The sequence below is a fragment of the Roseomonas sp. USHLN139 genome, from assembly GCF_037145735.1.
Taxonomy (GTDB): Bacteria; Pseudomonadota; Alphaproteobacteria; order Acetobacterales; family Acetobacteraceae; genus Pseudoroseomonas.
In genome coordinates, this window is record NZ_JBBCWY010000012.1 from 19,520 (window position 1) to 41,236 (window position 21,717).

The window sequence follows — 21,717 nt, forward strand, 5'->3', positions numbered from 1 at the left end:
GTCACCGGCCTCGTGCGTTCGGATCGCGCACGTTGGCCAGGTGGTAATGCCCGACGATCCGCTCGGGTGGAAGCGCCCACGGGATCGAGAACGCGAAGCCCCGGTAGAAGTCTGGCTCGAACTCCGGCCCTTCGAGGAGCTCCTTGAACATGTTCTCCAGCACCGTGCCAGCTGCCTCGACGATTGTCGTGCTCAGCCACCTTGGGGGCACGTCGCACAGAAACATCGTCGGCTTTCCCCGATCCCGGAGAATGCGCCGGTAGTCGCGACGACCAGGCCCGGAGAGGTTCCTCGCGATGTAGGCGATGTACTCGCTGCCGTTGAGCAGGTAGTGGCCACATTCGTGGACCAGGAGCCTTTCACTGGCCTCGAAGTATGCCTTGCCGACCCGCTGCTCGGGGTCGGCCGCGGCGATTGCCCGTTCCACGTACTCCGGGCTCAGCTCGGGGAACGAGCCATCAAGATAGATGGCCCGCACCGCTTGGTGGGCCCGCTCCAAATCGAGCGGCAGGATGCCCCGCTCATAGTACGTCCCCACGTCCGCGGTGTTCGTGGCGTGGCAGCAACGCACGGCATCGAACCTGTCCATCAGCTTCTCGATCATCACGTGCTGGGTGTTCACCTGCCGGTCTGTGGCCGCCAGCACGATGCCGTCGAGCCAACCGAGGTCATCGGAGACGATGAAGCGGGGTGGCGACTTCAGGAACGCCTCGCGCACGTCATCGTTCAGGATGTCGTCGGTCATGTCCCAGACGATGCTGCGCCAGGAGCCGAAGTCGTCGAAGTCCCACACGCGCTCGGGTACCGGCGGCCGCTCTGCGCGACGGTTCAGGGTTGGTATGAGGCGCCCGCTCCAGTCCTGCTTCGTCAGGACAGGAGCCGGTACCTCGGAATGCTTGGGGCACCCGCGATCAGAGGCTTTCGTCATGGCTGGTGCTTACCACCGGCCGCGGTGGATGTCTGCGCGCCGCTGAAGGTGGACCGCGCTGGAGCCAAGGTGGTCCTACGCCAACAACTGGCGCTTCATCGGCGAGCGGCCGACGACGGAGGCACGGCGGAACCGATCATTGAGGGTTCCGCAGAGCTGCTCCGCCACCACCATGGCTGTTCCCTATCGTCACCACCCGCGACCGTAACGCGGCCCATAGCCGCTCTGGTGCCTCCAAGCCCGGCGTTGCTCGCGCTCCTGCTCGATGCGCCAAGCCTCGCGCCGGGCGGCCTCAGCGATGCGGGCCTCGTCACGTTCCCGGCGCCACTCGCGCGATTGCTCGCGCCGTTCCCATTCGCCGTCATACGGCCTCTGGTCCCAGTACTGCACCTGGTGGACGCCGCCAGCCTCGCCAGCCGAGATTGTTGCGACAGGCGCCGCCGAAGCGCCGGACAGAGCCATTGTGACCGCGCTCAAGGCGACCGAGGCTGCCAACGCGAAACCGAGCCGAAGCATCCAAACCTCCCAAGGGGAACTCTGATGCTGTCATCGTCGCTGGAGGACTTGTCCGCCTCAAGGCCGAACGGAGGCCTTCGTGCGGCGGCTGCCCAGGCCTCCAATCACGCAGGGTGGCCTGGATGCAGGCTGGCTACACCCATCCCGGGGTCAGGGAACATGGCATTAGGCAGCAGCAGCTGATCGGCGGCCAAAGCTCGCCCAAGCAACTGCCGCCCGTCAGACCAGGACAACTGCGGCTCTTGTCCTGGTTGGCTGGGACAATGCCCGTCCGAGAGGGAGGGGGCAGCGTCGTGGACCGCAGTGGTGCTGCTCCAAGTATGGGCTTCATCTTCCCGAATGTGCAGGGCTCCCACCGCCGTCGACACGATCAACAATGAGCTTTCGGCGGGAGGATTTCATGGGGAACCATCAACCGACACCAGCGAGGCGAGTGTCAATCGGAACCGGCTCGACCAAGGCGTCCGTCCGGGCAACCATGGTCGCTGCCAATCACCTCTCGAAGATGCTGCTTGCTGCTGAACTCGCCGGGTGGACCGTGGCCATGTCCTATCGAGGGCTCTGTTGGCTCGGTAAGGCGGGAGGCGCTTGGACCGCAACGGTGTCGGTGCGCGCCCATCCTGAGAGCGACAACGAGAAGGCCGTGGTGGTGACCGTCTCGGCGGTCGGCTCCCGGTGGACGGGAGCACTCACGATCCCGGAGCCGCCCACGCAAGGACCCGGCGTGGGGGCGGGGATAGCGCGCAAACTTCAGAAAGCCTTCGCGGAGCTTCGAGGTCCGATGGTTGTCCCGCACGCACCTGGGCACTGCATCGTCGCTTCGTCGGTTGTGCGTTGCATTGCCGCGCAGGCTGACGGAAAGCCCCTGCTTGTCGTGCTCCTGGAACGCGAGGTTGAAGTGGCAGCGGCTACGTGCCCGGAGCCCTTGGATCGTAAGACTGAATGATGCCCCTCATCCATTCTGGGAGTATGGTCAGATCGTATTCAGGATACTGGCCGCAGTCACCGAGCAGGGCGTGATAGACCATCAAGGCCAGCTTCTGCCTCACATCTTCAGCCAAGGCAATGTCTCCGGCTGCATCCGCAAGATGGCGTGAGAACGAGCAAACCGCTTCGTGCAGTGAGTCGATATTCGTCTTCGTCGCCTCGATGAACTCCACGAGGATAGTCTCAGTCTCGGGCATATGCTGCATCCATCTTCTCAAAGTTTGCCGCACCGAAGCAGGTTCATTGCGCCCCGGCAATCCGGTTGGACCACGAATCTCCGCGGTCAGGTGGAGACTGGTGGCCTCCATCATCAAGGAAAGCAGGGAGCAATGCGGGACATGCAGGACAAGATGACGGCCATGCTGCGCCGGACTCACTTCAAGCTCAGCCCGGCAGAGACTGTCCTGCTGCAATCCTAGCTTGGTATCGCTGCCGACCTGGTGGCACTGATATTTGGATCGAGCAGGTTTCGGGACGTGGGATATACAGAAAAGGGGTCATCTTCTTCGCGACGTGGCCGCCAGCCGCGAATGTGGTGCCGTTGCTGTCCTTGACCTCAATGCTCTTGGCCAGGAGCCGCTACCCGTCGAACTCAACGTCGCCCCTTTGCGACCAGGCCTGGCAGACGCTCGCGGACGAGGCATAATTGGTGGGCTTGACCGTTTCCAGCTGCGCTTCTTGCCCGCTCACCCTGCTTGGTCGAGGTGAAAGGTGGCACAGCGACGCATGTCTGCTCAGGCGCCGTGCACCTTCGATGCACGGACCAATCTGCTGCCTGCTCGGACAACATGGGGGCTGACCCCTCGCGTGCTTACCCCGCCCCCAACGCCAGGTCTCCGCGCGGCAGGCGGCCGCAGGCGAACCAATGCGGGCATCGTGGGCAGTCCTCGGCCTTACCAGTAGCGGGAAAGGACCCCTGGCGGATCTGCTCTCCGAACTCACCCAGCGTTTTCACCCTGTTCCGCAGTTTCGTGGGCTTGAGATCAACGGAGTGCACCGCGTCATCGGTCAGGCTGACCACTTCAGCACGGCCGGTGCCCGCACCTTCCTGCGCCGCCAGCAGCAGGAGCGCGGGGCCGACGCTCATGTCATCCATGCCGCCGCTGCCGGTCCGGATACGGCGCAGGACCCGCTCACCTCCTCCGGACCATGAATCCTCGGCATGTACGAGCAGCTCGAGACCGCCCTGGTGGACCGGTATGGCCGCGGAGCTCATGGAAGTGCGACCGTTGAGCTGCCGATGAAGGGAGTCGAGCAGCTTCGAGCCCAGGGCGCGGTAGTGTTCCGCGTAGCCGTGCTCCCATGGACCGTGCTCCAGCCAGATGGCTTCGAACGCCGCCTCAAGTTCGGCCCGGCCGGTATCGCCGGGATCGTCCTCCGTCATTTGCTTCAGAAGCCGCCGGACGCAATCGTGCGTCATCGCGAAGGGCCCGTTCTGCCGTGCCGCGCCGATGCCAATCATGGCGGTATGCAGCATGCGGCGCGGGCAACGCTGGAACAGCTCGAGTTGATGCCCTGGAGCGTTGCACGGCCATCGCGCCAGGAGACGGCAACAAGCCTCTCGGCGAGGAGTGCAGGGGGCGGGGCGGGGGGCGAGTGCTTCAGCTGTGGAGCGGGCAAGATGCTCGCCAGGAAGGGCGACGGGCTGAGCGACTGCGGCCGCTTGCCGGTTGTCTGGGTGCTCCGGTACAGCCGCAAGTGGGTTTTCGCGCGCGACAGCGCGACGAAGAACAGGCATTCCTCCTCAGCGGCGGCATCCTCGGCTGGGGAGCTCGTTCCGGCGGCTTCCACCAGGCCATCTGGTGGCGGGCAGGCCTGGCGCTTCGCGGGCATCGGGAAGCCCTTCTCTGTGAGACCGGGCAGGTGCACCGCCTCGAACTCGAGGCCCTTGCTCCCATGCACGGTCATCACGTGAATCGCGTCGATTTGCCTGGCTGTTTCCGGCACCTCACTCAGGCCCTTCGCCTCCCCAAGCAGCGCGAGCCGCCGGAGGCGCTGCAGGAAATGCCTGATGGGCGGCGGAGCCGCACCCGGAGCCTGCTTGCGGACTGTCTCCAGGAGGTTCCAGACGGCGAGGCGGCGCATGGTGCCGTCGATGCCGTCGCCCTCGGCCAGATCCGACAGCCACCTCGTGCGGTCCATGATGTAAGAGGTCAGGAATTCCCAAGGGGTGGAGAACGTCCCCAATCCCGCCAGGTCGTCGCGCAGGCGGGCAACGCCCGCCGCACCCTGCGTCGACAGGCCGGGGAGGGCCGCCAGGTCTGGCAAAGCCTCCAGCGCGGCCCGGTCGGCGGACCGCAGCGCGAGCGCCAAGATTCGGACGTCCTGCAGGGTCAGGTCGTACCGCGGCAGCGCACCGACGCGTGACAGGCCCGCGCCGGTGGGATCGACGGCGAGGCTGAGGAGGCTCAGGAGATCCCTGACTTCCTCGCGTTCCAGAACGTTGCCGAGGCGCAGCACGGGGATACCCGCTTCCTCAAGCGCGGCTGACAGTTTCTCAACCCGGGCATTCGTGCGGCAAAGGACGGCTTGTTGGCCAAAGCCCACGCCTCGCTGTGCCAGCTCCTGGACGCTAGCCACCACTTCCGCGAGTTCGGCGTCGTCGTCCGGGCAGACGTTGAGCCTTGGCGGGTGCCCTGCAGAGCCTCGCTGGGCCTTCAAGTTCAGTGGGAGGCTCTCGGACGAAGCAGCCATGGACGACGAGAACCCGGCGAAGCTGTCGACGACTTCGGAGGATGAGCGGTAGTTCCTCTCCAGCTCCAGCGCCACGTGGGGCCCGAAGTCCTCGTCGAACCGCGCCATGCTGGCGGAGGACGCTCCCCGGAAGCGGTAGATGGCCTGCCGGGAGTCACCCACGGCCCAGATGGCCCCGCCCCGGCCGACGAGCGCCTTCAGGAGCCTGATGCTCGCGCGGTTGACGTCCTGGTACTCGTCCACCAGGACGTGGCTATGGCGCTGGCGGAGCCCCGCCGCCACGGTCGGGTCGTCTTCGAGCAGCAGTGTCGGCAGCATGATCATGTCGCCGTAGTCGATGCCACCCAGGGCGTGCAGCCTGCCCTGGTAGGCCTCGTAGACCCGCGCAACCTCCTCGGCCCGCTCGGCGGCCGCCAGCTTCTCCGGGTCGCCCTCAGCGGCGGCGCGCATGGCGGCCGCCAGCTCGGCATAGCGAGCAGGTCCGACGACCTCGTCCTTGGCGCGTGACACGGCGCCCGGCACGTCCTTGAGGAGCCTCTCCGGGGACCACAGGTTGCGGTAGTGATGGAGGTCGAGGGTGGCGAGCAGGTCTTCCAGCGCGTCGACCGCTGAGGCCCTGTCGATCAGGACGGGCCGATCCGGCAGCCCCAGCCGGTCCGCGTGGCGGCGGATGATGTCGGCGCCGAACTGGTGGAAGGTGCCCACCCACACGCGGGTACCGTGCTCCGGCAGTGCGGCGCAAATCCTTTCCGATGCCTCGGCGGCGGCGCGTTCGGAAAACGTCAGGACAAGGATTGACGCCGGGTCGGCACCAGCTTGGACGAGATGGAGGATGCGCTCCACGAGCGTGCGCGTCTTCCCCGTCCCCGGACCGGCGGACAGCAGCAGCGGCCCGCCAGTGTGCGACACCGCGGCCGCCTGGGAGCGATCCAGATCGTACGAAGCCTTGGCGGCGGGACGGGGCGCCTCCACGTCCGGCAGCAGCAGGGAGTCAAGCAGCTGGCTCTCCACCATGCTGCGGGGGAGCCCGGTCGCGGTGACGATGGACGCCGCTGTCATCTTCTCGACGAGGTGCATCCGGCGTGCGACGTCCCGGGGCAATGCGAACTCCCGGGCGAACACCTCGGCCTCGAGCTCCCGCCGCTCTCGCGGGCCGTAATCGTTCAGCCGAACTGCCGGGCCCCCGGTCCGCCCTGCGGCGAATGCCATGTCGTGGCCGGTGGTCAGATGGTGGACAGCTTCGTGCCCGAGCTCGTTGTGTCGAGGCAAGAGCATGTCAACACAGCCTCTTCACCCGCTGCGTCGCTTGGCCTAATCGCGACGCCATCACCAACTATCGACGGACCGTATGAGCGAACCTGAAACCCGTCTCCTGAAAACGGAGCTCCTCGTCGTTGAACTCGGGCAGGGCTGCGCAGTCGGCGGCGTGCTCGTCGCAGGGGCGCCGTGTTGGTTCGCCTGGACCCCGGCAGGCGTCATTCCTCGCGTGTTCGCCTCCCGCTGGGCAGCGCTCGCGGCCGTTGCCCACGTCATGCGCTGCAGGTGGCTGGAACTCGGGGAAACTCAGCTTCGGGACCTCGACACCCTCCACCTCGAGACGCTTGCCGACGTCTTCGTCAGCAAGCAGCCTTTCCTGGGGAGCGACCGACGCCTCCTCCTTTGGACGGTGGTGCGCAGGAACACGACGGCTTACCTCTTCGAGACGGCCGGGTCGGGACTGGCCACACCGGTTGATCACGAGTGGAAGGCGGCCAGTGAATTCGCGACAGCCTTGCTAGAGGGGCTGGGCGCCCCGGATCCCAGCGACATTCAGACCGGCATCCCTGGTCTGTGAGAGCGCCCATGTCCGCCAGCGGGCCTGCTGCTGCTCGAACCTACGCAGCCTGGCCAACTCGAGGTTGAAGGGATGGTCGGGCACCAAGCGGCTGCCCTGGCCATGTGCCGCCTCGTAGGCTTCCGCCTCGGCCAGCCAGGCGCCTGCCGAGGCGAGGAACGCCTCCGCGTCGTCGAGGCGGGACTTCACGGTCGCCCGCAGTCCGACGTCGCCGAGCAGTCGCCGGACCGAGGCAACGTCTCCCCTATGCATGCTGTGCCCGATTACGTTCCATGGCCGCGCAAGAGTGGCCCACTCATCTCCGGTCAACGCCATCGTACCACCTCGATCCTGGTTCCCTGGATCGTGCGCGCGCTCGAAGCAAGGCAGCTGCCTTCGCGGCGGTGGCGTAGTCAGCGGCACTGAGGTGCAGGTGGCGATTGCGCTGCAGCGAGCGCAGTTGAAGCAGGATCAGGGTGTGCCGGAGTGGGCGTGGCGGCCGTAGGTCATTAAGACCTTGATGCACACTGGACGAGTGACCAGTCAAGCTCGGAAGACCTCGGGCGCGAAGACCCGGCTCCACAACCGAATGCCAGCTTGGCGGAGGCCTGGTTGTGCGTTTAGCGTGGCGGCAGCTTGACGGAGGCGCACCATGTTCGCTGCCCTGGACCTTGCTACCCGCGTGTCGGTCGGCGTCGGCCTGATCCTCGCGACTGCCTGGCTGGCCACATGGTCGTTGCAGGTCATCTTGCGACGACGGGGCTCCATTTGGCAGCTTTCTCCCGAACGCCGATCTGGGCGCATCGTCGAAGCGTACCTCCTTGCCCTCGCGATCACGGCCGTCGCCACCATGTTCGACGGATGGCTCGCCCGGCTGCTGAAACTGCCTTTCTGGTACGGCGCCATCCCTGCCGCGGTCGTGTCGCTCTGGGCCACGTTCAAGGTGGCGAAGCGTTCCAGAACGTGCGGGAGATGGGCGAGGTGCTGGTGACGGTGGGTCCATGGAGGTCCCGCTGGAGCCATTGCCGAGTTCGCCTCCACCTGCGTCAGGTCGCCGCATCGTCATCCTGTGTGACGGGACCGGGAACCGGCCTCCCAGCGCCGACGACCCAGCCGCTACCAACATCTGGAAGCTCAGCCAGGCGCTGGTCGACGACGAGACCCAGACCATCTGGTACGACCCGGGGGTCGCGACGGGGACGTCGCGCCCCGCCCGGATGGCGGCGGCGCTGGAGCAGTGGACGGGGCGGCTGTGGCTCACGCCCCTCGCGAGGGTGCTCGGGTACGCCGGACGGCTCCGGACGGCCTGGGAGGGACTGACCGGCACGGGCATCGGCGATAACATCCTGGACGGCTACATCGAGGTCGTCCGCCAGTACCGCCCGGGCGACCGCATCTACATCCTGGGCTTCTCCCGGGGCGCCTACACGGCCCGCGCCATTGCCGGGGTCATCCGCACCTGCGGCATCCTGAAGGCCTCCAACCTCCGCTACGCGCCCGCCGTGGTGTCGCTCTACTCCGCCCGGGGCGGCCGGAAGGGCGAAAGCATCATCACGGGGGTGCCCGTCGGCGACGAGTTCGCTTGGCACGGGGTACCCATCGAGATGCTGGGCGTGTTCGACCCGGTCGCCTCCCTCGGCGCTCCGCTCTGGGGATGGTGGTTCAAGCCGCGCGGCTACGAAAGCCGGGCGCTGAACACGAGCCCGATGCCGAACTGCATCCACGTCTATCACGCCCTGGCCATGGACGAGCGTCGCGCCACCTTCTTCCCGACCCTGTTCTGGAAAGAGGGAGGCACTCGGTCCGGGTGGACGCGGACCCTGGAGCAGGTCTGGTTCCGCGGGGTGCACTCCGACATCGGAGGGGGGTACCTGGAGACCGGCCTGTCCGACATCACCCTCGGGTGGATGGTGGAGCGGGCCGTGCGGCACGACCTCGCGGTGAAGCCGGGCAGCCTTGAGGCACTGTGCCCCAATCCAATGGCGCGCCTCCACGACGAGACGGCGCACCGGCCTTCCTGGAGCTGGATCGGGACCTGGCCGCGCTGGGCGATGGTGCTGGACGAGCTGCCCAGCACCGGCGCAGGCATCTCGGTCCACGAGAGCCTCTTCGAGCGTGCGCGGCAGGTTCATGCCGAAACCGGGCGCCACGACCTCTATGGTCTTCAGCCTGGCGAGACGGTGACCTTCCGCGCGGAGGCGCAGCGCCAGTGGGACCGAACCGGCCTGATCATCCACGGGGGTCGGGAGCAGCCGATTTACTACCGGCTGCGATGGGTCGGAGGGGGGTGGCGCGACGCCAGCTGCCCACCCTGCGGGCCCAGCGGCAGCGAGGATAGCGGCCTGGTCAGCGACCTGAGACGTTGGGCGCGCTGGCGGAGGCGTGTTCGCAACGCTCCCTGGATGACGCTGTGCGCCACGATCGCCGGGCCAAGGCGGTGGCGCCTACGCGAACTGCCCCTGCGGGAAGCCTTCGCCTACCTGTTCGTCCGCGATCCCGAGCCCCTGCTGGAGCAGGTGGCGCCGATTGGGCAGCGCGTGATCACCAAGGGCGACAGCGTGCTCATCCGAAGCGAGCGGCCCGTGGGCATGCTCTACCTCTTCGCCAACGACATCTGGCAGACCTACCTGAACAACTCCGGCGAGTTGGAGTTGGAGCTGACCCGCCTTGATCGGGGTCCGGACCCGGGGGAGGCGACCTGGGTGCTTCCCGTCGCCGGTCCATGGCGCCTCCAACAGCCAGCATGAGGAGACGCGTTCGAGCGTGAGGCCCATGCTCATCCGCTACGCCAACCGGCTGAGGGGCCCATTGCTGGATAGGACAGCCAACTGCGCACAGTGGCGCTGACCCCCTTGAGGCGACGTTCCGAGGTGGTGCTGGGTTGGTGCAGGCACAGAATTCCTTGGGTCAAGGATTCATGACGCGGCTGCTGCAAGCTATCCTTGATCTGCAGTTCAACGGCATCGCATTCGAGGGATCACGAAGTGGATGTCGGCCGGTAGGACAGGCGCTTGCCCGTGCCGACAGCTGGTGGCGCGGGTGGGCCAAGACGCTACCAATGGCTCTGGGCAACTCGTGCGAGTGCCTGCTCAAACGCTGCGCGAACGGCCGAGAAGCGATCCACGCCCCCCTTGAAGAAGCCGTCACGCAGAGGTGCCCAACCAGCCCCCTGCTGCTGCGCCTCCTGCAAGAGGCGCGCCGCCGGATGATCGTCTTCCCGATTGGCTTTCCAGCAGAACGGACCCGGCGGGATGAATTGCCGCTCGGTTGAAATCTCTGGGGACGCGTCGATGGTGGCGAGCGCCATCAACACCTCAAGCCTGTCGAATAGCTCTGGAGCGTCCCACAAAGCAGAATCGGCGAGGGGAGACAGCACGGTGAGGAGGTGCTCGCTAAGGGGATAGTACCGCCTTTGCGGCTTAAAGAGCAGATTCGCATTACCATGATCCATCGCTCGAGCTGCGACCAGGTTCGCCAGAGCGGAGCGGTCACGGCCGGACACGCGGTAACGCATGTCCAGCAGGTCACCGAGCATTCCGTAGTTGCCACCGGCGACCGCGCCCAAGCCAGCCGCGTAAAGAAGCAGCGCTGCCGGGTAGCTTTGCATCTCGAGCCACAGGTTCCAACCGTTGCCATCGTGCGCCGGGAGCATGGCCCTAAGTGGTCGAACGAGGATGCCCCGTTGGTCAGTGCCACTCCACAGCGCCGTATGAAAGAACATGGCCCGCAACGTTCTGGTGGCCATGTCGATCAATCCGACGCGCCGCCGGAACTCATCCTCCGTCGGCTGCGGCGGACCCTGCACCGGCAGCTCTTCCGCCAGCCGCCGCGCCACCCGCGTCGCCTCTTTGGCGAGCAGGTCCTGCAGGCGGATCCGGTGCCTCGGCTCGGCCACGTAGCGCTTGACGCTGGCGACCGCGGCCGCCTCGGTCAGCGGGTGCTCGACCGCCAGTTCTTCCAGGCTGGTGACCTTTTCCTCGACGGCGGTGAAGAAGGAGTCGGCGCCCGTGGTCCGCACGAGTCGCGCCTGCCTGAGCGCCAGCAGCGCGGCGGCGCGCGGGCCGGGTTCCCCGACCGCGGCCCACCACGTGGTGTAGCGGCGCGACTTGCAGCGCTCGAACGACCGCCGCAGGGCCGGATCCCACTCGCCGGACCAGCCGCACACCACAAGGCCGAACTCGTCCAGCACGCGGTCGAGGTAGGCATCCATGCGCGGTTCGTAGGCGGCGAGCTCCGCCTCGGTGTTCATGATGCGATCGTCGAGGTAGTCGCCGTGCAGCTTGACGACCACGCAGCGTTGGTGGACCAGCGGTGCCGCGCCGTCCGCGGCGTCGGCGTTGGAGATGATGACCGGCTCGACGCCCGCGTCGCGCAGGGCGATCTCCATCAGGCGGTCGAAGTTCGTGGTCAGGATGACCTTGATGTAGCCCTTGGCCGCCAGCCGGGCGATGGCGCGGTGGGCCGACGTGGGCAGCTTCAGGCCTTGCTCCCGCTCGTCCCCGGTCGGTTCGAAGTAGCCGTGAAGCACCTGGCGCCGGTCGGCCGGGGCAGGGGCCATCGTGTCGAGCAGGCGCGAGTAGTCGGGCGCGGCGCCATGGCGGGCCTGGTACCAGGCGGCCGGGTCGGGCCCTGCGTCCTCGCCCTCCAGTCTGGCGACGCGCCGGACGAGGTCCAATGTCACCTCCCAGCCAGTGGGCACGCTGGCGCTGCGGGACACCCCGGAGCCAAGCAGCAGGGCGTACACGCCCTTCGACGATTGCATCGTGTGGGCGAGCGACAGGAGCGGGTCGATCATGACGAGGGCCTCGGGCGCGGCGTGAGGAAGGGAGCCGCGGCCGGGTGTCCGAGGCGCCAAATCCTGAACAGCAGCTTCAGGTCCGCGCGACGTTCGCGCAAGCCGCTGCCGCGAAGGGGCGGCTCGCCTGTCGGCGGCGATCTCCGGCGAAAGAGCGAGGAGTGGAAGCAGCGAGGCTGGCGAGGAAGTGCGGAAGGACGCTCCCGGCGAGAGGCTTCGTTGGCCTCTCGCGTGGACCCTTCAGGCAGGCGCCTTCGGAGTGGTCTGACCTCTGCGAACCTTGCCCGCGACGGCCAGTCAAGGACGCGCTGCCTGGCGCTGAGGGCGAGCTTCATGCCGCCAGGGCCCGAGTGCACCGTTTCCGATGTCTTCTTGAGCTCGCGCTCGACCTCATCCGCGACCAGCTGGGTGTTCGTTTCGAGTTCCCGGCGTACTTGGCCGGTCAGAACCAGCGTTGCCCCGGCTTCGGCGGCTTCCGTGAGGGTGAGCACCCTGGCGACCGCCGCCACGTCATCCTCGCGGAACTGCGGCCGGATGGGCGCCCGCAGGATGTCGAGGAGGGAACAGGTGTCGGGAATCAGGATGGGTCCGCCGCGGCCAGCTAACGCCAGCACGGCGCCCGCAAGGTCGCTGGCGATCATGCCTCGTCGTAGACCTTCAGCAAGTCGCGGGCGAACTCGTACTCGAGCAGGAGCTTCGACGCGGTGTCCTCCGGCCACCGGAGTTCCTCCACCAGCAGGCGGCGCAGGTCCGAGGCGTACAGCGTGGTCCCGTCCCGGTGCACCTGAACCAGGAAGGCGGCCCACCGCCGAAAATCCATGGGGTGTGCCGACCCGGTCGCCGTGTTCGCGGAAGCGGAAAAAATCGGCAGCAGTTTCGCGGCGCTATCCGACAGCATGTCATTGACGCCGACGTCCGCCTGGGAAACGTTGACCTGAAGGTCGTTCGCCCCGGCCACAGGCGCGAGCAGCCGCTCGAACTCCCGCAGGATGCGGTTGTACGTCTCCTCGCCCAGGGAGCCGTTCTCCACGGGTACGATGTTGGAGACGGTCCAGGCGTTCGCGTCCCGTGACAGGAAGAGGTTGGCGGCGGGCATGCCACCGTCTGCCGCACGGACGAACACGAGGAAGTCTGATCCCGCGCCGACGTCGCGGGAACGCTCCTCGGCGGCCCTATCCCGTGACCAGGGGGGCACGGCTGCACCAGCCAAGAGTTCAGGAAGGCGATCGAGGGCCACTGCTGGCCCGGCGATGGAGAGATCCTGAAAAACCTTCATCCCGCGTCGTCTAGCATGTCAGGCCAAGCGGGCCACCTGGGTGGCCATCCCGGCAGCGCGTCACCGGCCTCGAGAGGCGCGGAGTGCGTCGTGCCAGGCTTGGCCGGTCAGGCATCCAGCTCCATGCGGCATGATGCGGCGGTCAGGCAGCCAGCTTCCTGAACACACCCAGGTCCTTTGTGCGCAGGTCCATTGCCCTATAGGGCTAACCGTAGTTCTCAAATCATTAATCGGCTCGCAACGTTACTTTGCAGCCGCCTCAGCCAGCTGGGCAGCCCATTCTTCTACCTCACTATCCGAGTACTATTTGCATGCGAGTTCTGAAGGAAATCGGAGGTCAGTGTATGCTTGCACTGTTGTAGTTGCCGCTGTGCGCTATCGGCATCGGGTCAGCTTCAGCGTCCGCGAGCTGATTTTGACCATCAAGTCCTCCATTGGCGGCCCGCGCCTTGTCTCGGCACTCTGGAGACGTAGGTAGCGCGAACTGTCGACCTTGCTACGGGCTGAACAACCGCCTGCGGCGCAACCGGCATTGTGGGGATGGCAGCGTTCGATTGGATGCAGGAGGCTGCGACGGCTATTTAGCGGGGAGCAACGAACGGCGCCGGAGAAGCGTCTAAATATGCGCCTTGCCAGTTGACGTGGGTGCAATGTTGGCCTAAGTTAGGTGGGCATCTGGAACGCTGGGTCGAGTTATGAAACTTGACCCTAACGGGTGCCCCAGCCCATAAAAGTGGGTATCTGCGGCACTATCGCGGATCAAATTGGGTAGTTTTTCGCACATAAGTGTGGTGGAGGGGTCAGGCCGACGGGCCTGACCCCGAAGCTTTTTCGTTTATTTGACGCCGTAAAGTTGTCCCAGCTTACGCGTTCTTTGCGCGATGTACGCGAAACTCTCCGGCGTCCCGCCCCGTGTTGGACTGCCGGTGAGGTACGATGTTTCAACGCTAGCAATAGCGCAGCCCTGGGCCGGGCCTGGCATGAATTTCAAAATCGTTACCCAGGTATGCGAGAGGCCAGGCACTTTTGACTGCAGCACCCATTGGTAATTGTGGATGGGAGCTAAATCCTTACTCATGGCCTTTCGGAGCGTGTCTTTCAGGCTTTGGCTGATGAACCAACGCACAGGGCAGAGGCGCCGCTTCTCCTCCGGGCGCTCGCTTTCAACCACGATGTCACCCAGACCAAGGCTCGCTGAATCCTTGTCTGTGCAGCAGTGATAGCTGAATTTGAAGCAAATTGGCATTTGAACCTTGGTGGGGCCAGCCAAACTTCTGGTGCTGGGTATATTGGGCACTAGTATGGTCGTGTTCCACGGCTGTAGATGGGTGAGGTCGTATATGCCTCCATCATACTTTGGCTTACTCTCCCAGTAAGGCGTAGGCTGCGACAAGGCTCACTCCGTCAAAGAGGGCTCCCCATGCTCTCGGGCGAACGGGGCTTTGTACCGCCTAACAAGCCGTCATCCGTGAAGCCGCCGATGCTGCATCCCGATTGGAAGACGAACCCGCAGCGCAAAATACACGGCACCCTCGTCACCACAAGTTGATATTTATGGGTCTCACTTTCTGTTTGTGCCTGTATGTAGCCGTGAGCCTGGCATGCCGATGCCTTTCGAATGCGCCTGCAGAGTCGCCTCCCACGTCCCTTACGGGTATCCGCGTTTGCGAAGGGCATTGCCTAGCTCGTTTTGGATGGGCAGGAGAGGGAGGGCGGTGCGAACTAAGGTGTCGCGGCCGCTTTCCTGCCCTTCTATATGCTTTTCGGCTTGGCCTTAGGCGACGGAGGAGGAACTCATCGCCCACGTCGGCGCCCCATGGCAGTCGCGGACTAGGTGCAAGCCAAATGAGGGGTCACACCGACTGCGTGTCTGTGTCGTTCCCGACTGCATATCTCCGCTGGAAGAGATCACCAGTCGCATGACCCCGGAACCGGCCTAGATGGCAACCAAATCAGCGAGCTTAGCCGCAATGTCGGCCAGAGGCTCCTCGGCCGTGTTCAAGCCACCTCTCGATGCGAGTAGAGGGCTGACCTCGTAAAGTTCTTCAAACGAAGTATTGTGAACGATGGGAACCAGAAGTTCTCTTGAAAGAAGGACTGCAAGCTCTTTGTCAGCAACGCCTTCAGACTTAAGGCGGCGAAGGAGGGCAGGAGTAACAAGTACGACGCCAATGCGTGAGTGGGCTAAACCCCTATCAATTGCACGCATTAGCAGTGTGCCAAGGCCAGCGTCTTTCTCGCTGAACCAAACCTTGACCCTAAGAGCTTCAAGTAAATCGTGAAGTTCTTTCGCCGCGCCCCCTCTATCATCCCAAGCGTGGCATAGGAAAACGTCACGGAGATCAGGCTGAGCATTTGCCCGCCGCTCCACGTTGTCTCGAATGGGCGTTAGAGCGCGGACCTGCACTGAGGTGTAGAGCGTCGCGGAAGTTCCCCGAGACCAACGGGGCTTCAAACTTCTTCCGGACCCACTGCTTCCGCCGTTGCTCGGGGCCGGATTATATGGCCTGGGCGTGTAAGAGGGCGGGGGGGGGAGGCGTATACGTTGGATAGCCGCCGAACCCTCTGTAACGGCATACAGGGCATTCCGCCCGAGCCGCCTCGGAATGATGGCCTCTCACGGGTGCTGTACATCTAGCCACAATTCAATCCTCTACCAGCCAGAGACGTCAATAGTCTAGCTGAAGGTTTTCACGTCGGGGTAATTTGTCAACGATTCGACGCGCGGTGATCGAAGGCGACGTCTGAATTTTCGTTGCGGGTTGAGCAAGGCTGTTGCCCGCCCTCCCCTGATGCCACCTCTTCAACTAGAAGCTGTAATGGACTTACAACTGAGGGAACGCTCATGCTGAGAGGAACGGTTGCCCGTACGCCTTACCCGCCCGACGTTTCTGACAGTGATTGGGCGCTGGCGGTGCTTAGCTGACTCTGATGCCGCAGCGGTCAGCGCGAGCATGCGCTGCGCGAGTGTTCAACGGACTGCACTATGTCATCAAGACCGGCGCGCCGTGGCGTTGGATGCCGAATGACCTGCCACCTTGGGCTGCGGTCTATCAGCAGGCGCAGCGCTGGCTGGTGGCAGGGTGCTTCGAGGCCCTGGCCGACGACCTCCGCAGCGTCCTGCGTGTCGCCGCGGGGCGGAAAGCTCAGCCCAGCGCTGCTATCCTCGACAGCCGGACGCTGCGCTCCTCGCCGGAGAGCGGCGCCCGCGCCGGGTATGACGGAGCCAAGCGGAAGAAGGGCTCGAAGCTGCATCTGGCGGTCGATACGCTGGGGCATCTGCTGGCGCTGCACGTCACCCCCGCCAGCGCGGACGATCGCGCCGAGGTCGGGCGCCTGGCCCGGGCCGTGCAGGCCTCCACGGGGGAAAGCGTCGACCTCGCCTATGTCGATCAGGGCTTCACCGGTGCGCGTGCCGCCGCGGCCGCGAAAGCGCATGGCATCGAGCTTGAGGTGGTGAAGCTCTCCGAAGCCAAGCGTGGCTTCGTGCTGCTGCCACGACGCTGGGTGGTCGAACGGTCCTTCGCCTGGGCCACCCGCTTCCGCCGCTTGGTCAAAGACTACGAGCGCTATGCCAGTACTCTCGCCGATCTCCACTTGGTCGCATTCGCCTGCCTCATGCTCAAGCAGGCCGCGGGACTGGCCGCCGGTTCATAACAGCCTCTTCTGTAATCGGGTCGGTCAACGGCCGGATGGGGCGTCGCATCGCGGGTGCCTCTCTTCTGTTCGTGGTCGGCACCAAGCCGCCACAGGCTACGGTCAGGAAGGCTGGGCGGGTCAATCTAGCAAGCGAGCTCAGTGAATGCTGGCACGGAGGCTGTTGCGGCCTCATCCGGCCTCGTCCCCGCGACGGGACTTCGGGTGCTGGTCCGACGGAGAGGCGTCGGCGGACTACGCCGCGATGACCTCCCGGCTCCAGCAGAACTCGGTGCCGTCGCGCCACATCCGGTGCAACACGACGGCCAGCTTGCGGGCGACGGCCACCTTGGCTCGGCGCATGCCCGTGCGTCTAGCGACAGCAAGGCCCCATGCCTTGAGCGCCGACCACTTGCCGGTGCGGGTCAGCAGCACGTTCGCGGCCTCATAGAGGGCCTGTCGTGCGAGGCTGTCGCCCTGCTTGCTGATGTGCCCGACGCGATCGGTCTCGCCCGACTGGTAGCGTCTCGGCGTCAGGCCAAAGTGAGCGCCGACGGCTCGCGAGCGGCTGAACCGCGTTGGATCATCGACGGCGGAGCAGAAGGTCAGCGCCGTCACTGGTCCGACGCCTGGCACTGTCATCAGCCTGCGACAGACGTCATCGTCGCGCAGCGCCGCAAGCACCAGGCGGTGCAGGCGCTCGCGTTCGGTCCGCACCGCATCCCGGGCCTGCAACAGCGGTCCCATCAGCGCCTCCAGTCCCGCCTGGCCCTCGGCAAGTTCGCGCACACGTCCAGGGAAAGCCGCCTCGCTGACCTGCCCGACCTTGAGCCCGAAACCACGCAGCAAGCCCCGAATACCGTTGTCTAGGTCGCGCAGCTTGGCCACCAGCAGCTTGCGGCCACTGAGCAAGGCGCGCAGCGCCTGCGACAGTTCCGACTTCACGTGCACCGCCTTATACCAGCCAGTACGCACTACCTGCGCCATCGCCCGCGCGTCGTTCCGGTCGGTCTTGACCGGCATCGCCTTGGTCGTGGCGCGCAGCTGACGCGTCTCGAGCAGCACCACCGACAAGCCCGCCTTGGCCAACCCCGCATGGAGCCACTGCGACAGGGGTCCGGCCTCCAAGCCCACACGGCTGAAAGGAAGGCCGGTGCCCATCAGGGCCGCGGCCATGGCCTCCGGCTCGCTCTCCACCTTGAACTCGCGCTGGATCGCACCCTGTGCGTCTACGATGCAGATGCTGCTCGTCTCCAGTGAGACGTCGATCCCGGCCTAGTGGGTCATCTCAGTGTCTCCCTCAGCTCATGACCCCCACAGGGTCACATGGAAGAACATCCGGCCGCAGTAGCATCCGCTACCTCGCCGACCCGATTACCGTATCCAGGGGCGCTTCGGCTCGAGGCGTTAGGAGGCAGCAGCAGCTGCTGCACTTCATCGTGCGCCCACTCTGGACTATAGCTCCATCAGAGCGCAGGATGCGATTCGACTGGTCCGGGTGCTAAGGTCCGCGATGGTCATACCGCAGCCGCGGCGGATCAAGCGCTCGAGCATATTCCTCCGGAAAGGTCTGGAGCGATGAGGCGAGTACTGTCGCCGCGCCGTCAACCAGCCCACATCGACCGCTCCCGGGCAGCAGTTTCGTCAGATGATCCAGTGCGTCGAGGTCACCGGCACGGCCGGACCCGGCTTCGATCCGCTCCAGGATGCGCGACACCTGATGCGTGCCGACCTTGCAGGATGGGCACTGGCCGCAGGAATTCGCGGCAAAGAAGGCGACGTATTCGGCCGTCTTGCGCAGGATGCTGGTGCCCTCGCCGACGACGATCATCGCGCCAGTTCCTAGGCGAGAGCCGCGGGCGCGCAGGCTGTCAAAGTCCAGCCTCACATCGATATCGGCCGCCGTCAGCAGTGTGTTGGAAGGCCCGCCAGTGAAGACCGCCTTGAACCGCTGATCGGCCAGCATGCCGCCACCATGGTCGAAGACCAGCTCGCGCAGAGTGACGCCCATGGGTAGCTCGTGAAGACCTGGTCGTAGCACGTCGCCAGACAGCGAGTAGAGCTTGGTGCCAGAGGCGTCGCCGCAACCGAGAGCGCGATAGGCATTCGCACCGATCCGCAGAACGAGCCCGGCGTGGGCCAGGGTTTCCACATTGTTTACAAGGGTAGGGGCGCCGTCGACGCCGTGTTCCACAGGCAGGGGGGGCTTTAGCGACGGGAAGGGGAACCGGCCCATCACGCTGGCGACTGCTGCCGTCTCCTCGCCGCCGATATAGAGGCCTGAGCCTTCGCAGACCGCGAGCCGCAGGGATGCCCCCACTGCGTCGGAGAGCCGTTGCAGCAGGTCATGGCCCGCCCAGGCCTCCACCGCAGCTTTCATCATGGCGACGGAAGCCGTCTCACGTCGGTTGACGTAGAGTGCGACATTGGTGGCGCCGACAGCCAGGGCGGCCACCAGGGCGCCCTCGATCACTTGATGCGGCGTGCGCGACAGCAGGAAGCGGTCCTTGAAGGTGCCAGGCTCGTCCTCGTTTCCGTTGCAGATAACCCATTTCATCCGGCCGGGCTGATGAGCGACGGCGGACCACTTGCGGTAGGTCGGAAACCCGGCGCCACCCAGGCCGCGCAAGCCCGCTTCCTCTAGCTCCGGAATGATATCGGCGGGGCTCTCCAGCCCGCGGCGGAGAGCCATGCCGCCCCCCACCGCCATCCATGCCTCGAGGTCCGCGCCGACCTGAACTTCCTGCCTGGTCAAAGGCCCGCTCATGCCGCGCGGCTCCTATCTGCGGTCGCATCGAAATTGCCATAAGGTGGGAACAGGATGGGCGTTTTCCGTGCCATGGAAAGGCCCTGCGCGATCATTGCGCGCCGCCAATCGGCCAAGTGGTTCAGCCCGATGGTTCGCGGCCTTTCGCCCCGGGCATCCTCCGCCGCGGCCTGGCCGCTGCGGCGCCCGAACACCACCAGTTCCAGCAGCGCATTGCCCATCATCCGATTGCGCCCATGCAGGCCGCCCGTCACTTCCCCTGCGCAGAGAAGCCCAGGAACCTCCGTCCGACCGGCCGCGTCGATCGCTACGCCGCCATTCTGGTAGTGCAAAGTCGGGCAGACCAGGAACGGCTCTTGCGCCGCGTCAAACCCGGCGCGGTGGGCAAGATGCATCAGCGTCACGAGCCGCTTTGCCAGAATGCCGGGTTCGCGTGCCTCCAGGCTCGGCGTGTCCAGGAAGACGCCCTCGACGCCGTCGCGGCCGACGCCGCGCCCCTCGGCGACCTCGCGCATGATGGCGGCGGCCACGACATCGCGCGTCGAGAGCTCGTCCACGAAGCGCCCGCCCAAGCCATTGACCAGGAAGGCGCCGGAGGAGCGTGCGGCCTCACTGACCAGCGCGCCGGTCATATGCGGCGGCCAGGCGATACCGGTGGGGTGATACTGCAGGCTATCCATGTCCCTCAGCGAGGCACCCGCACGATAGGCGAGCACGAGGCCATCGGCCGTGGCGCCATAGTGATTAGAGGTCGGGAAGCCCGCGGCATGGAGGCGGCCCGCGCCGCCGGTGGCCAGCACCGTGGCGCCCGCCCGGGCGAGAACAGGGCGGCCCTGTGCCAAGTCGTGCAGCACCGCCCCGGCGCAACGGCCGCGGTCATCGGTCAGCAGCTCGAGCGCCGGATGCCGGTCGAGCAGCGTGATGCCAGGCTGCAGCAGAGTCGCCTCGCGCAGGGCGCGCATCATCTCCAGACCGGTGAAGTCGCGATAGGAGAGGAGGCGGGCCGCAGTGGCCCCGCCGGGTTTGCGGCGCAGCAGCTGGCCGCCCATCCGGTCGCTGCCGGGGGCTAGGTCGAAGCTCATGCCTTCCTGGATGAGCCAGCGGATCGCGGCCGGGCCATCCGATACCAGGGCGGCGACTAGAGCCTTGTCGGCCACGAAATGCCCGGAGCGCAGCGTGTCCTCGAAGTGCCGCTGCAGGCTGTCCTCTGCGCCCACGGCAGCCTGGATGCCGCCTTCCGCCATCACGGTATTGCTGTCGCCGAGACGCAGCTTCGTGGCCAGCAGGATACGAGCTCCCGCCCGGGCCGCCGTCAACGCAGCGACGCAGCCCGCGCCGCCGCCGCCAATGACCAGCACATCGGCGTCCAGTGCCGGTGCTCCAGCAATGTCGACATCATCCACTAGCGCATTAGATTGCAGCAGCGCAGCCAGCTCGGCGCGGCAGGGCTGGCCCATGCTGCGGCCCAGCGTGAGTGGCACCATAGCCCCTGGCTGCCTGTCCGGATGGAAGCGGTCCAGCAGCTCTGGCGTCGGCAAGGTCCCTACTACCGAAGAGGCTGGCGTCGTGCGGCGCCAGGCGGACAGCGCCTCGTGGAAGGGAACCGTCATGGCTGCGACGGCCCGCCTGGATTAGCGCCTGGGGCATCCAGATCGATGGGCTGGCCGCCATTCTCGATCTCTCGCAGCCGAGAAATCAGATCTGCAGGACGCAGTGTCAGAGAGGCGGACATGCGGCGGACGAACTGCCCGAGATGCGCGGGATCGATGTGCTCCGGACAGGCTGCCACGCAGAGGTTGCACAGCACGCAGTGGTCAAACAGGGCGGCGGCCGCGAAGGCTTGACCATCGGCGGCCAAGTTCACCATTCGCTGCACCTCAATGCCCTTGGGGCAGGCGTGATCGCAGCCGCCGCAGTGGCGGCAATGCCGCGCCTCCGGGAAGACCCGGTCGATCTCCCCGAGCGCGGTCCAGCTATCGGTCAGCGCATGGAGATCGTAGGTATGCGACCTGCGAGCGGGAAAGTGATCCACGAAGGAGACCTGCATTCCCTCCTCAGCCTGCATTTCACAGGCGAGGGCGGTGCCCGCCAGTCGTTCACCCGGGCGGCGCACCAGGACGCGGCAAGCGCCGCAGACGCCCTGACCCATGCAGCCGACATTCTCCGTCAGTGGCAGCCCAGCGGCAGACCACGCCTGCAGCAGCGTGGCGCCAGCGCGGACGCGAATGGGCTGGCCATCGAAAGTGAAAGCGACCTCGGACGGCGCTTCAGATCCCGGCTCGGTCATGACGGCCTCCCCTGCTGG

The 21,717-nt window shown here is 65.8% G+C and carries 15 protein-coding genes and 1 pseudogene; 4 read left to right on the forward strand and 12 right to left on the reverse strand.

Annotated elements, in window-relative coordinates; genetic code table 11:
* Position 1: 1 nt before the first annotated feature.
* The 4 genes from WFI16_RS23310 to WFI16_RS23325 all read right to left on the reverse strand — a co-directional run bounded on the left by WFI16_RS23310 (position 2) and on the right by WFI16_RS23325 (position 6,400).
* Positions 2–745: a hypothetical protein gene (locus WFI16_RS23310; protein WP_419900255.1), complete on the reverse strand. Its 744-nt coding sequence runs from the start codon at positions 743–745 to the stop codon at positions 2–4.
* A gap of 1,607 nt (positions 746–2,352) precedes the next feature.
* The gene (locus tag WFI16_RS23315) at positions 2,353–2,742 is read right to left on the reverse strand and encodes a hypothetical protein (protein ID WP_419900256.1); all 390 of its coding nucleotides are present in this window, start codon (positions 2,740–2,742) and stop codon (positions 2,353–2,355) included.
* A 500-nt stretch (positions 2,743–3,242) separates the two neighbouring features.
* On the reverse strand, positions 3,243–3,908 hold the full coding sequence (locus WFI16_RS23320; protein WP_419900257.1) for a hypothetical protein: 666 nt from the start codon (positions 3,906–3,908) through the stop codon (positions 3,243–3,245).
* Positions 3,890–6,400, reverse strand: a complete 2,511-nt coding sequence (locus tag WFI16_RS23325; protein WP_419900258.1) for an ATP-dependent helicase — start codon at positions 6,398–6,400, stop codon at positions 3,890–3,892. Before WFI16_RS23325 ends, WFI16_RS23320 begins: the two co-directional genes overlap by 19 nt.
* A 73-nt stretch (positions 6,401–6,473) precedes the next feature.
* Here WFI16_RS23325 and WFI16_RS23330 point away from each other — a divergent pair, with 73 nt between their 5' ends.
* From WFI16_RS23330 to WFI16_RS23340, 3 genes are all read left to right on the forward strand, one after another.
* A complete protein-coding gene (locus tag WFI16_RS23330) occupies positions 6,474–6,959 on the forward strand; it encodes a hypothetical protein (RefSeq protein ID WP_419900259.1) in 486 nt (161 codons plus the stop codon).
* A 631-nt stretch (positions 6,960–7,590) separates the two neighbouring features.
* Positions 7,591–7,929 (forward strand): hypothetical protein, encoded by a 339-nt coding sequence (locus WFI16_RS23335; RefSeq protein WP_419900260.1) that lies wholly within the window; start codon positions 7,591–7,593, stop codon positions 7,927–7,929.
* A gap of 10 nt (positions 7,930–7,939) precedes the next feature.
* Positions 7,940–9,685, forward strand: a complete 1,746-nt coding sequence (locus WFI16_RS23340; protein ID WP_419900261.1) for a DUF2235 domain-containing protein — start codon at positions 7,940–7,942, stop codon at positions 9,683–9,685.
* A 305-nt stretch (positions 9,686–9,990) separates the two neighbouring features.
* On the opposite strand, the gene WFI16_RS23345 is transcribed toward WFI16_RS23340, so the two are convergent.
* The 4 genes from WFI16_RS23345 to WFI16_RS26970 form a co-directional block, all read right to left on the reverse strand.
* The gene (locus tag WFI16_RS23345) at positions 9,991–11,733 is read right to left on the reverse strand and encodes an SIR2 family protein (RefSeq protein ID WP_419900262.1); all 1,743 of its coding nucleotides are present in this window, start codon (positions 11,731–11,733) and stop codon (positions 9,991–9,993) included.
* On the reverse strand, positions 11,730–12,374 hold the full coding sequence (locus WFI16_RS23350; protein ID WP_419900263.1) for a hypothetical protein: 645 nt from the start codon (positions 12,372–12,374) through the stop codon (positions 11,730–11,732). The genes WFI16_RS23345 and WFI16_RS23350 overlap by 4 nt, the downstream gene beginning before the upstream one ends.
* Positions 12,371–13,009, reverse strand: coding sequence for a hypothetical protein (locus WFI16_RS23355; protein WP_419900264.1), 639 nt, complete (start codon positions 13,007–13,009; stop codon positions 12,371–12,373). Before WFI16_RS23355 ends, WFI16_RS23350 begins: the two co-directional genes overlap by 4 nt.
* Before the next feature lie 1,936 nt (positions 13,010–14,945).
* Complete coding sequence (locus tag WFI16_RS26970; protein WP_442970728.1) at positions 14,946–15,416, reverse strand: toll/interleukin-1 receptor domain-containing protein; 471 nt, start codon at positions 15,414–15,416, stop codon at positions 14,946–14,948.
* Between the two features lie 438 nt (positions 15,417–15,854).
* Here WFI16_RS26970 and WFI16_RS23360 point away from each other — a divergent pair.
* Positions 15,855–16,666: pseudogene (locus WFI16_RS23360) on the forward strand (IS5 family transposase).
* Positions 16,667–16,900: 234 nt separating this feature from the next.
* On the opposite strand, the gene WFI16_RS23365 reads toward WFI16_RS23360, so the two are convergent.
* From WFI16_RS23365 to WFI16_RS23380, 4 genes are all read right to left on the reverse strand, one after another.
* A complete protein-coding gene (locus WFI16_RS23365) occupies positions 16,901–17,914 on the reverse strand; it encodes an IS110 family transposase (RefSeq protein ID WP_419900318.1) in 1,014 nt (337 codons plus the stop codon).
* A 232-nt stretch (positions 17,915–18,146) separates the two neighbouring features.
* A complete protein-coding gene (locus WFI16_RS23370; protein WP_419900265.1) occupies positions 18,147–19,412 on the reverse strand; it encodes an NADH-ubiquinone oxidoreductase-F iron-sulfur binding region domain-containing protein in 1,266 nt (421 codons plus the stop codon).
* Positions 19,409–21,022, reverse strand: coding sequence for an FAD-binding protein (locus tag WFI16_RS23375; protein WP_419900266.1), 1,614 nt, complete (start codon positions 21,020–21,022; stop codon positions 19,409–19,411). Before WFI16_RS23375 ends, WFI16_RS23370 begins: the two co-directional genes overlap by 4 nt.
* Positions 21,019–21,699: a 2Fe-2S iron-sulfur cluster-binding protein gene (locus tag WFI16_RS23380; protein WP_419900267.1), complete on the reverse strand. Its 681-nt coding sequence runs from the start codon at positions 21,697–21,699 to the stop codon at positions 21,019–21,021. The genes WFI16_RS23375 and WFI16_RS23380 overlap by 4 nt, the downstream gene beginning before the upstream one ends.
* Positions 21,700–21,717 lie beyond the last annotated feature (18 nt).